Source organism: Stieleria tagensis, assembly GCF_024129865.1.
GTDB lineage: Bacteria > Planctomycetota > Planctomycetia > Pirellulales > Pirellulaceae > Stieleria > Stieleria tagensis.
The window spans coordinates 80,065-92,185 of record NZ_JAMYFE010000038.1 but is presented as its reverse complement, the minus strand read 5'-3'; the positions used below and the strand labels follow the sequence as shown (position 1 = coordinate 92,185).

General features: G+C 58.6%; 12 protein-coding genes. 8 read left to right on the top strand and 4 right to left on the bottom strand.

The genetic code is table 11. The annotated features are described in order from the left end of the window. Positions 1–160 precede the first annotated feature (160 nt). The 7 genes from NHH03_RS08810 to NHH03_RS08780 all read left to right on the top strand — a co-directional run bounded on the left by NHH03_RS08810 (position 161) and on the right by NHH03_RS08780 (position 7,956). Complete coding sequence (locus tag NHH03_RS08810; protein ID WP_253155399.1) at positions 161–1,366, top strand: DUF1559 family PulG-like putative transporter; 1,206 nt, start codon at positions 161–163, stop codon at positions 1,364–1,366. Between the two features lie 67 nt (positions 1,367–1,433). After that, positions 1,434–2,189, top strand: a complete 756-nt coding sequence (locus NHH03_RS08805) for an alpha/beta hydrolase (RefSeq protein WP_253155398.1) — start codon at positions 1,434–1,436, stop codon at positions 2,187–2,189. Positions 2,190–2,221: 32 nt separating this feature from the next. Then, on the top strand, positions 2,222–2,779 hold the full coding sequence (locus tag NHH03_RS08800; RefSeq protein ID WP_253155397.1) for a DinB family protein: 558 nt from the start codon (positions 2,222–2,224) through the stop codon (positions 2,777–2,779). A 46-nt stretch (positions 2,780–2,825) separates the two neighbouring features. Then, positions 2,826–4,004, top strand: a complete 1,179-nt coding sequence (gene obgE, locus NHH03_RS08795; protein WP_315861436.1) for a GTPase ObgE — start codon at positions 2,826–2,828, stop codon at positions 4,002–4,004. Beyond that, positions 4,001–4,900: a type III pantothenate kinase gene (locus tag NHH03_RS08790; protein WP_253155396.1), complete on the top strand. Its 900-nt coding sequence runs from the start codon at positions 4,001–4,003 to the stop codon at positions 4,898–4,900. The genes obgE and NHH03_RS08790 overlap by 4 nt, the downstream gene beginning before the upstream one ends. Positions 4,901–5,136: 236 nt before the next feature. Continuing rightward, complete coding sequence (locus tag NHH03_RS08785; protein ID WP_253155395.1) at positions 5,137–6,747, top strand: hypothetical protein; 1,611 nt, start codon at positions 5,137–5,139, stop codon at positions 6,745–6,747. Then, positions 6,748–7,956: a M20 family metallopeptidase gene (locus NHH03_RS08780; RefSeq protein WP_253155394.1), complete on the top strand. Its 1,209-nt coding sequence runs from the start codon at positions 6,748–6,750 to the stop codon at positions 7,954–7,956. 1 nt (position 7,957) lies between these two features. On the opposite strand, the gene NHH03_RS08775 is transcribed toward NHH03_RS08780, so the two are convergent. Further along, entirely contained in the window at positions 7,958–8,224 is a 267-nt protein-coding gene (locus NHH03_RS08775) for a Trm112 family protein (protein ID WP_253155393.1), read from the bottom strand. A gap of 162 nt (positions 8,225–8,386) precedes the next feature. On the opposite strand from NHH03_RS08775, the gene NHH03_RS08770 reads away from it, so the two are divergent. Next, positions 8,387–9,124, top strand: a complete 738-nt coding sequence (locus tag NHH03_RS08770; RefSeq protein WP_253155392.1) for a hypothetical protein — start codon at positions 8,387–8,389, stop codon at positions 9,122–9,124. 50 nt (positions 9,125–9,174) lie between these two features. Here the strand turns inward: NHH03_RS08770 and NHH03_RS08765 are convergent, their stop codons facing one another. The 3 genes from NHH03_RS08765 to NHH03_RS08755 form a co-directional block, all read right to left on the bottom strand. Then, entirely contained in the window at positions 9,175–9,549 is a 375-nt protein-coding gene (locus tag NHH03_RS08765; RefSeq protein ID WP_253155391.1) for a hypothetical protein, read from the bottom strand. 58 nt (positions 9,550–9,607) lie between these two features. Continuing rightward, positions 9,608–10,567: a universal stress protein gene (locus tag NHH03_RS08760; RefSeq protein ID WP_253155390.1), complete on the bottom strand. Its 960-nt coding sequence runs from the start codon at positions 10,565–10,567 to the stop codon at positions 9,608–9,610. A gap of 70 nt (positions 10,568–10,637) precedes the next feature. Continuing rightward, positions 10,638–11,651 carry a hypothetical protein gene (locus NHH03_RS08755; RefSeq protein WP_253155389.1) on the bottom strand — a complete coding sequence of 338 codons (1,014 nt, stop codon included), beginning with the start codon at positions 11,649–11,651 and terminating at the stop codon, positions 10,638–10,640. Positions 11,652–12,121 lie beyond the last annotated feature (470 nt).

The window sequence follows — 12,121 nt, the reverse complement described above, 5'->3', positions numbered from 1 at the left end:
TGAATTGTCGCGCGCGAGATGCGTGAAGGAGCCATGAAGAAGGCGTTCAAAAATCGTTTTGCCATTGTTGTTTGTGTCCCCAGAAACGACTTTCAACGAGACAACAACCTGACGCAACGTTACTCCTGTCTCCCCCCTCTTGGAATGCGAGGCCCGAATCATGAACCCCCAATCGGCGCGATCCTCCCGCTGGCGAAGTGGTTTCACATTGATCGAAATGTTGGTGGTGATTGCGATTATCGGATTGCTGGCGTCGATGTTGCTGCCGGCAATGGGCAAAGCCCGCGAGGCGGCTCGGGCGGCCGCCTGTCAATCAAACCTTCGGCAGTTCGGTGTGGGACTGTTGGCGCGCAGCAGCCAAGTCCCTGACGGATCGCTCTGTTCGGGCAGCTTTGATTTTAAACGCGATGGCGTCCCGACCGAAAATAGCTGGGTTGCGGATCTGGTCGAACGATCGATCTTGGCCGGTGAAATGATGTGCCCGAGTAACTCGGCGGTGACCGGTAAAGCGATCGAGGAAATGTTATCGGCCCCGCTGACGGACTTTGCCGACACGGATTGTGTGAATCGACTGGGCAGGCCGGAATACACCAACCAATCGGGCGACGTGATTCGCAATGTGGCGCGACAAATCCTAGCCGAAGCGGCACCGCCACAATCGGAGTTGCGTGCCGAGATCGTCAACAGGAAAATGATCGAGAACGGCTACAACACAAACTACGCCGCTTCCTGGTTTATGTTGCGGACGGAATTCAATTTGGATGGCCAGGGCAACCCGGCGCCGCTGGGCGGGTCCTCCTGCACCAGCACCGACCCGCGCGGCACCAACGTCACCAAGGGCCCGCTGAAAATCCATTTCCTCGATGCATCAAAGGCTCCCAGCACGACTGTGCCGCTGTTGTGCGACGCCACGCCGACGGGATACACCAGCACCGCGGTGGGACCGATTGCATCGGGCAGCTTGTACACAACCCCGATCGTCGGTGGGCCGATCGGCAACGTCGCCAACATCGATTTGGATGCTGATGGAAACGCCGAAACGCTTAGTCCCTATCACCTGCAAACTCCACATTTTGCGAGCGGTACTAGTCGATCCGGCCCCAGCGGCTGGCACAGGCAATGGAACTTTTTTACGCGGCAGGACTACCGTGGCATCATGCCGCTGCATGCTGGCGTGGCCAACTGTTTGATGGCTGATGGTTCGGTTCAACAGCTGTATGACACCAACCGCGACCAGTTCATCAACAATGGTTTCGAGCCGAAATTGGGCGCCGGCCCGGTGTTATGGACCAGTCAGCAGCCAGAGGTCGACAAATTGAAATTGGCGAGCTTCCATTCGTTGAAATCAAAAGGCCCGACTGAGTAGCTACAACGATTTGCTGATCAGCGTTAGACTTGGCAGGCCCTTTGACCTGCACCCCGACTCAACGCATATGAATCAGCCCCGGAAAGTTCGCTACGGATCACTCGACAGTTACGTCATCGATGGGGAGAGTTCGCAGCCCCCCACCGCGCTGGTGGTGTTGTGCCATGGCTACGGCGCCCCCGGCAGCGACATGGTGGGCGTCGTGGGTGAATGGGTGCACCTGCTGGGTGACACCGCGTCCAAGGTCCGTTTCATCTGCCCCATCGCGCCACACAGTTTGGCTGAATTGGGAATGCCCAGCGGCCGTGCCTGGTGGGCACTGAACATGGCCAAATTGATGGATGCGGTGCAGGCCGAGCGGTTTGATGAACTGCACCATGCCGTCCCGCCGGGACTGGACCAGGCCCGCAGCGATCTGTCGCAGTTGATCCAATTGGCGCTGGAGGAACTGGCCGGGCAGCGACACTGCGACGTCGCGGACATCCCGCTGGCGATGGGCGGATTCTCGCAGGGGGCGATGTTGACGATGGACACCGCGGTGCGTGGCGACGTCCCACCGCCAAACCTGCTGATGTTGTTTTCTGGAACGGTGATTTGCCAACCACGGTGGACCGCCGCCTTGCCGCGACTAGAAAATACGCACGTCTATCAAGCACACGGGACACTCGATCCGATTTTGCCCTATGCATCGGCCGAACGCCTGCGCGACTTGATCGCCGCCGCCGGAATCGATTCGCAATTCCATTCGTTTGCCGGTCCCCACACGATCGATGCCGAATCGATCGTCTCGACTGCGATGGCGATTCGACATTTGGTTTCTTAGATCCCACCCGCCCAGCGATGAAAAACACGGACATGAAGCGAATTGCCAGCCACCGACCGGAATCCAGTGAGTTTGAAAACCCGTATCACGGCGAATTGATCGGGATTGTCGACGGCGATTGTGCGATCGAGCAGCTACGTGGACAGCTGCACTGGATCTGCGAGTTGGCGGCCAGTATCAGCACCGAACAGGTCGATCGGATCCACCCGCCCTATCAGTGGAGCGTGCGGCAGGTGATGGAACACTGTGCCAACGCCGAACGAATGTATGGCTATCGAATCATGTGTATGGCCGATGGCAGTGAGCCATCACTGCCTAACTGGGACGAAAACGTTTCAGCCGACAGCCGATTCGGATTGGGCAATTTCACCCGACTGGCCAAGGAATTGAGCCAGCTGCGGAGCGCGAATCTGGAACTGTTGGAACGGCTGTGCCCTCACAGTTGGGATTGTGTCGGCAGCGTTGCCGGCAATCATCTCAGCGTGCGTGCGTTGGCCTGGCTGGCCGCCGGACACCTGCAACACCACTTCGAAATCCTTGAAAAGCGATGTCAGGTCACTGCGATCCGAGTCCCTGCCATGTTAGAGTGACGGATTACGCAACCGTCCGCTCCCCTTTTTACCGTCTCCAACAACGATGTTTGTCGACCGCGTTCAGATCGAACTTCACGCCGGAAAAGGCGGCGATGGTTGCTACAGTATGCGCCGCGAAAAATATATTCCTCGAGGCGGCCCAGATGGCGGCAACGGCGGACACGGCGGCAGTTTGATCCTGGAAGCCAGACTGGGGGTCAATTCGCTGGCCGCGTTCGGTACCCAGCGTTTTTTCTATGCCCCCAAAGGCCAGCCCGGCCAGGGATCGATGCGGCACGGTCGCAAAGGCAACGACCGCGTCCTGTATGTCCCCCCCGGCACAACGGTGATCGACGCCGAGCAGGGGTTTGTGATCAAGGACATGAAACACCACGGCGATTCGTTTGTGATCGCAAAGGGAGGCAACGGTGGCCGCGGGAACACGCATTTTAAATCCAGCACCAACCAAACGCCCACTCAATTCACCCGCGGTGAAGAAGGTGAGTCGCGACGGGTCATTTTGGAACTGAAATCGATCGCCGATGTCGGACTGGTCGGCAAACCAAACGCCGGCAAGAGTACCCTGCTCAGCCGAATCACCAGCGCTCGCCCGGAAATCGCAGACTATCCCTTCACCACCAAACACCCCAACCTGGGCATCGTCGAACTCTCCGGCGAACGCTCGTTTCTGCTCGCGGATATTCCCGGACTGATCGAAGGTGCCAGTGACGGGATCGGATTAGGGCATGAATTTCTACGACATGTCGAACGGGCCGGATTGCTGGTGCACCTGGTTGAACCCCAGGCGGCCGATGGCAGTGACCCGATCGAAAACTATCGGGCGATCCGTAACGAACTAGCCCAGTACGATGACGATCTGGCGGCGCGCGATGAAATTTTGGCTGTGACCAAGTCAGAAACTCCCGGCGCGGACGAAGTCGCCCAGCTGCTGCGTGAAGAAACCGGCAAACCGGTGTTCATGATCAGCGCCATGACCGGTGATGGGCTGCCAGAGTTGACCGAGGAAATCATGGTCCGCGTCGATCGCCGCCGCGCCGAATTGCTGGAATCCGGGGAAGACATTCCGATGTTGCGGCAAACCGAGACGCCGGCGCGAAAGGAACGACGTCGTGTGCCGCCTCACTTGGCCGGTCCGACCGCGCAACTGTCCAACGACTTGCAAGCCAAAGATTTCGAGAACGAATCGGCCGACGACCAAACGTCTGCGAAGGATTCGTCGTGACCTGCGTCGATTGGTACGTCGCCGTCGATGTCGGCAACACAGCCATCAAAGTGGTGATCGCAGACGCCGTCCAGAACGCCCCCGAACAGTCCGACTGCAACAACAGCGGCTACCCACAACAAACGTTTTTGTGGGAAGACCCCGCCTGGATTGATTCACTGTGCGGTTGGGTCCACCACCAGACCGGCGGTGCGTCGTCGTCCTGGTGGATCGCGACCGTCAATCACGCCGCCAGCGGACGACTGCACCAAAGTGTTGCGGCAACCTTTCCCGATGCGGCCTGGATGGAACTGTGCCATCAACAGGTCCCGATGAAAGTGGACGTTGATTTCCCCGACCGATTGGGAATCGATCGCCTGGTTGGCGCCTATGCCGCGTCATTGCGCTTTCCCGTGCCGGTGATTGTCGTCGATGCCGGATCCGCGGTGACAGTGGACTGGGTGGGCAACGATCCATCGGGGCAGCGCGTGTTCGGCGGTGGTGCGATCCTGCCGGGCATCCGCCTACAACACGCGGCACTCGCGTCCGGCACCGAGGGCCTGCGGCGCACCCTGCACGACCTGCAGGACCAAGACCGGCAAGTGGAATCGCGACCGAACACTCCGTTTGCTCCGGCCAAAAACACCGTCGATGCAATCCGTCTGGGCGTATTAGCCGCGGTCGCCGGCGGCATCGAGCGATTGACCGATGACTACGCGCTGCGTTTAAATTCAGACGGTGACGGCGAAATTCGCGGGCAAATCGCCACACCGCAGCTAGTGTTAACCGGTGGCGACAGCCCGCTGATTTCCGCGCTCCTGCGTGTTCCACATCGCTGCGCCGCCAATTTGGTGTGTTTGGGATTGCTGGATTTGGCCAGACGGCAATGCCAGAAAGCCGGCGGCCGGCTAAAATAGAAATGACAGTCGTGTCGCTCCCGATCCATCCCTGGCCCCCTGCGTTCCCCGCTTTTTTAAAGTCTCGCTTTGATCGCAGGTGCGACGCGGGAGCCAGGGATTTAGCACATTAACGGAATCCCTCGCTCACGCGTCGGGTTAGGAAAAAACAATCACTCATGCGAACGCGCAACTTCAAAGGTTCCGCCGCCGCTTGATACCACACCGCGAAACAACGGTCCCTTCTTTTTAAGTCCATGTCCGCCACCAAACTCTCCGATTTGCTGCCGATACCGGGTTCGGTCAACAAGCCAAATGCCTACCAAGTGTTTGGCCTGCGCAGCGGCGAACCGGACACCGCCACCATCGGCGCGGCGATCCAACGCGTTTATGCCGACCTGAGGTCTGCCAAACCCAGTGCCGATCCGATCGTCTGGAAACAAGCGGCGCAGTTGGCCGAAGCGGCAAGAAAAGTTTTGGAAGACCCCACGCGACGACGACAACTCGAGTCGCGTTTTGCAGCCGCAGAATCGCCAGTGCAACCCGCCCGGCAAACACCGACCGCTGCCCAACCATCGCTGGATCCTCCATCGGCTGCCAGCGACGACGATGATCCGTTGGCCGGACTGCTGCCAGCGACCAACCCGCTCGCTGCCCAGACCAACACGCCAGCAACGGATCCATCCTCCCCACCCAACACGACGACATCTGCCGCTGCGTCGCCGGCGGCGGTGTTGGGTGTTCCACCGCTAGGCACTCCCCCACTGACACCCGCCCCCGGCAACACCACGACGGGCAATACAACCACAGGCAGCGCGGCAACCACGCCCCAACCGGCGGCGCCGGCACCCGCCGGGATCGGTTGGCAGCCGCCCAAGCCGAAAAAGAAGAAACGTCGCAAGAACCAGTCAGGCATGTTGGTGCTGGGACTGTTTGTGATCGCGATGTTGGGATTGATCGGGTGGTTGTTGAATTTTCTGGTCAATGGCAATCGCGTCGCGATCACCCCTAACCAGACCGGCGTCACGGTCGCCCCGCCATCAGCGGTGAATGATCGGCCACGACCAGCAGCGACGCCGCGGGATGGAATTTTAGGCGGCGTTGCATCCAGCGGCATCGCCGAATCATTGCGACCGTCTAATCCATCGGACGCGTCGGACAAATCGATGAACGATGCCATGCAACCAGCCGAGCCAACCAACTCGGCACAACCACCGACGATGACGCCCGATCCGGCGTCGCCGATGCAGCCTGATCCACCGGCAATGAATCCCACACCGGATGCCGCCCCGGCCACGCCCCCCACGCCGCCGCCCCCGTCGGCAGAAATGATGCAGGCCAACCAGGCCAAAATCGCAGCGGTCGAACAGCTGATTCAATCGGCCGACTGGGGACAGATGAAAACAGCAGCAGACGCATTGTTGAAACTGGATCTTCCCGCCGACCAAGCCAAGCGTGCTGCGACGCTTTATGACATCGCCGATTTGGCCAGTTTTTATCGGGGCGCGATCGAACGTGGATTGGCAACGTTAAGCACCGGAAACACGTTCGAGTACACCAAGGATTTACCGGTCATCGTGGTCGAAGCCAAACCCGATGAGTTGTCGATTCAATACAACCGCACCACCAAGACCTTTACCTTGGACGACATGCCGCCGCGGTTGACCGAAAAAATCGCTTCGTTCTCCTTGCCTCCCGATCAACCCGACGCGATCGCCGGACTGGCGTTGTACCGCTTGATCCATCCAGGGACCAATGACGAGTACCGCCAGGCTGCGCTCGGATTGTTAGCCTCGGTCGATGGCAAATTGGAAACGGTAGACACCGCAGCGCTGCAGCAAGTCGCCAAAGAGATGTTTTCGAAGTAGATGTCAAACACCATGGACGACCACTGCCCGGACGGCACACTCGAATCAGCCATCGCAGTGCTCAAAGATCTGATTGCCTATCCATCGGTCAGTTCCTCGAGCAACCTGGAGATCAGCGAGCATTGCAGTGCCCTGTTATCGGAACTGGGATTTTCGATCTGGCGCAGCCAATACGATGACCAACGTGGTGTCCGCAAAGTCAACTTGGTTGCGGTTCGGCAACCGCTGGCCGAACGATCACAGCCGCAGCTTCCTGGCCTGGCTTATTTCTGTCACACCGATGTCGTCCCTGCCAAACAATGGATTGGTCCCGGTGGTCAGGCCGACCGAGGCGATCCGTTTGACGCGCTGGTCTACAACGATCGAATCTACGGCCGTGGTGCCTGTGACATGAAAGGATCGTTTGCGGCGATGGTGTCTGCCGTCGCCCGGATCGATCGCCGTGCCCAGACTGCGCCGATCTGGCTGGTCTGCACAGCCGACGAAGAAATCGGTTTCGAAGGCGCCAAACACATGGTTCGGCAGTGCCCCGGCTACCGTCAACTGGTCGCCAGCGATCCACCATCGATCATCGGCGAACCCACCGAGATGAATGTCGTTTATGCGCACAAAGGCATCCAAGGATGTAAGATCCGCAGCATCGGGCGGGCCGGTCATAGCGCGACCGCCTATGGGATCAATGCCAACGAAGCGATGGTTCCGATGCTGTCGAAACTGTTGCAGCTGTGCAAACTGACTCGCGAAGATCCGGGGCTGCGCGATGATCGTTTCGACCCGCCGACGCTATCCTGGAACTTTGGCTTCAATGACCACAGTCATGTGGTCAACATCACGCCCGAACGGTCCGACGCTTGGGTGTGTTTGCGGACCATGCCGGGCGTCGATGAACAGCCGTTGTTCGCACAGGTCCAACAGGCCGCCGATCAACTGGGATTGCAGTTCACGCTGGTTCCCGGCTGCGATCCATTGTGGACCGATCCCAGCAGTGCGTTTGTCCAGCAACTAAAAACTCTCGCTGGAACGCAAACACAAACCGTGTGCTACGCCACCGACGGTGGGGTGATGAACGAACTTTCACAGCGGGTCGTCATCGGACCGGGCAGCATTCACCAAGCGCACACGGTGGACGAATGGATTGCGATCGACCAACTGCAACGCGGCATCGAGGTGTACGAAACCGCGCTACGCCATTGGTGCCTTAGCGGCTGATTCAACCGCTCTGCTCGGACGCCTCCCATTCGATCGCGCTGTCGGCGATCAAGGAGGGGATTCCACCTCGTACGGGATACAAACGAGCACCATCGGCAGTGATTAACGCCTGTTCAATTTGTTGCTCGACACGCTCGTCCAAGCGGTCTCGGAGGCTTCCCTGGGAAATTTTTTGGTTCAATTTTTGGACCAGGTCATCCGCAGCAATCTGTAAGGATTGCCCTGAAATAGGACATTGAATCAAGTTCAGCAGCTTGGGGTCGATCATCTTTTTTCTACGTCGCGTCGGTATTGTTCGAGTTCGCCGGGAGTCACAACCGATTTTTGAAAACAGTCCAACGACGTGGGGCCGCGTCGATCGACGAATCTACTTTTCAGACGGACCCATTCATGCCCAAGCAGTGATTGCCGCGGCGGGGGAGAATTCAGCATGAACGTTTATCAAACGGAATTGTTACGAAAATCAGCACTTCAATTATGCCTTGCAGCGGGTTGCCTGACGACGGCAAGCAGCAGCCTGGCTCAAGCCCCCTCGGGCGGGTTCCATCAAGATCCGGCGACAGGGGACGTGTATCGCAAAGTCACTCGCAGTGTGGTCACACCGGTTGTCGACGAACGCATTGAGCGGCAAGAAACGCTGGTCTATCGCCCTGAAACGGTGAAAGAAACCCGCCCGGAATACAAAACCACCTACCTGCCGGTGACGGAAGTCAAATGGCGTCCGGTCGTGCAAGGGCGCTGGAATTTGCTGCGACAACCCACCGTGGCCTACCGCCAAGTGCCCGAAACGCGCTGGGAAGCCCGTACCGAAGTGGTCGAGCGAACGACGATGCACACCCGCTATGTCCCCGAAAAACGCACGGTGGAAATCCCTCACCGCCAGGTTCGCTACGAAAACCGCCAGCACACCGAATTGGAACTGGTCGCTCGAGCGATGCCGCAGCCGACGATTCCGTCGTCCAACGTGGACCCGGCCGTTGTGGCCCGATTGCAGCCGATGGCTTCGCCCAACGCCCCCGTCTCCTCGGTCGCCAGCCGCAGTGATCCGTCACGTAGCGTGCATCAATCCGGCATGGATCCTCAAGTGTTGTATCCGTCCAACAGCTACTCCACGCCGATGACCACCACCACCATCGCAACCGTGCCCTCGATCACCGTTCGTCGATAAAAACGGTCGTGGATCCTTGTTCAAAGATCCCACGCTGCACGTCTCAGCGATCACTGCTCAGTTTCTTCGGCCACCGCAGTCTTTGCTTTTCGCGCTTCAATGAAGCTGCGGATAAACACCACCATCGCTAGCACGGTCGTGATCAGCATCACGCTGACACGACCGATTGCCGCCCCGTCGCCACGGCCGATCGCACCTTTGAGTGGCATCGCCAGTCCCAGCAGGATCAGCAGCGTCGCCAGCACCGCGACGTGCGCGATGGCTTTGTTGTGCTTGCGGACTCCCGGATTGGTCGCCAACAGGATCACCCCAAAGACGACGGGAATAAACGCCGTCGGCGAAGGATTCTCGGAGCTAAAGTATCCGATCAGTCCCAGGACAATCAGGACGATGGCATTGAGCAGGCTGACGTTGGCAGGATTCATGGTTTCGATTTCTGGGGATAAGAAAGGTGACCGCACAGGGTCGGTGGGTAATTCAGGTTCATTGCGGCACGTGGCTGGGGACCACTAACACCGGGTGTGGGCTGCGACGAATACGATCTTGCACGAACCCTTGTGCGAAACGATCGTCGACTTCGATCGGCATCACCAACAACTTTTGGGTCTGGTCTTGCAACGGGTTGGGGGGGGCAACTTCACCGGCTTGCGGCCGCAGGTAATAGGACCGCCCCATTTCGGATGCCGTCTTGGCCATCGTCGCGTGTAGTGATTGATGCGTTTTGGCCAGCGCATCGGCAAACGCTTGGGTGTCCAATTTGGTGTCGTCCGACAGCGCTTCGACGATCGATCGGATGTTCTCGTATTGTTCTTTTTCGACCACCAAATTCAACGTCACGGTAGCTCGCTCGGCAGACAGGCCGAATGCCCAAGCGGCAGCCTTGCGTTCGGCGTCGCATTCGCCGCCGACCACCACCGCAATTTCGCCGACACATTTCTGCAGCAACTGATCGTCGCGACGAATCACCAACATCGGACAGGGACAACGTGACAGCAGCACATCGATCACGGTGCCCGCGCTGTCGGTTCCGACCTTCTGAAAATCCCGGCCGAAGGGACAGGGCACGATCAGCAAATCCACCGAATGTGTGACCAGAGCCACCAAGATGGCTTCGTAAGAATCGCCGTGCACGCGATCGATCGGCCGCGCCCCAACGACCGCCTCGATCACCACCGAAGTGATATCGTCGTGCGGGCTGGTGTCATCGGCCACCGAAAGGGACTCTCGAGCATCCAACACCAGCGTTTCAACATTAAATGCCTCGCGCAAGTACTGTGCAGCGGTGATTGCGGTTTGGTCCTGTGAGGAACCATCCAGTACCAACATCACGCGGGCCGGTCGAATCGGCGACAGCGCTGCGGCCTGGCCGACCTGAGATTTTTCGAACAGACGCATCGACGCATCGACGTCACGGTCCAGTTCATTGGACTCCGATTCAGACATGGCAAATCAAACAGCGTGGGGGTACGAATCAATCAGTCCACTTGATTCTATCGCCTATCGCCCGCGACCGTTATCCGGCGTCGCCCAACTGCGTCAATTCGCGGCTGGCTTCGGTGTAATCCAGCACGGCAACCCGAGCCGCCATCGGCAGCGATCGAATGCGTTTGTCGGTGTAGGGATCGGCGTGGCCGACCACCAATCGTCGGTACCAATTTTCCTGGGACGCTGATTGCGAATCGTTGGGCAACAGGTGCTGCCAAAATTGGGTGATCGCACCGCTGGAAGATTCCTTTTCCAGCGCCAACGCGGCCAGTTTGCGATCCAAGTTCGCCAATCGCAGCGCGATTTCAGCGGCTTCCGAATCACCCTGCCGGTAAACGGCGACGACAAAGTTGGAAATCGCCAGCGCTCGGATCTTGGTCGGTCCGAACAAGGCGCGGTCGCGACCATTGGCGATCACACTGACATCGATCAATCCACCGCGCCATGAATGCGGCACGGCGATGGAGACACGAAACTGTTTTTCGCCCTCCAACACATGTTGCGCAGTCCAACGCAATTTGAAATAGACCCCCCGACCACGATCGGTGGTCCCCGATGCGACCACCGCTTGCATCGGGGCCTGGCGGTCGAACTGTGTCGAATCAGATCGCTTGTCCTGATCATCGGCACCGGCATGCGCCGCGCCAATTTGCGGGAATTGCCCATCGATGCTGATCCCGTACGACTTGTTTCGCTCCTGTTTATTGGTGACCGTGATCGGGCTGGCAAAATCCGTTTCCAATTCGGTGCGTGGCGAATAATCGACCACCGGCCAGTTGTCACGCATCGCACAGCGAATCAATAGATGATCGATCGGCGGCGCTGCTTGCGGCAAATGCCCCGCTGCATCGACGATCAGCGAGGAAACCACCAAATCGAACGACACTTCCCTCATCCCATGTGTTGATGCGGTTGCAGAGCCCCCGTGATCTTCGTTGTGAACACAGTCCAGTGCCGTGGTGATCGCCGGCATGTCAAACTGAATGCCAGGCGATTGCGCCGGCAGCAGTGCCGGCGCCAATGCTGTGGAGAGAACTTGCATCGTCACGAACGTCAACGAGAACGTGACGGAACGTCGAAAGCCAAAATCCATTGTGAGAACACTCCCGTGATCGTCTTGAACGTCATCGGAATCATTCCAAGATCAAAAATCGGTTCCACCGATTCGAAAGGGCCGAATGGCCCACCGCCGGCACTCATTTCGCTGCCGGCTGACACACCATCAAGACTAGCGGGCGTCACGCCCCAGGCAATCGGCCGGTGCGATCAATGCGATCCCGGTCATCGCTGCGGCCAATACGATCGGCCGGGCGTGAAACACGTCGTCGAGGGCTGCCTACAACAGTTCAGCGAACTCGAATTCAGCCGCTACGCGCCTAGCGTCCGGTTCGTCGGACGTTGCCATGTGAGTCTCTCGGAACCGTGAGCTAGCGCTCAACGGCTGATTTCGGCAAAGACATTCCTTCGATCTTTCGACTCAGGTGAATTTGCGGGAAGGCGTGAAACAGCCGG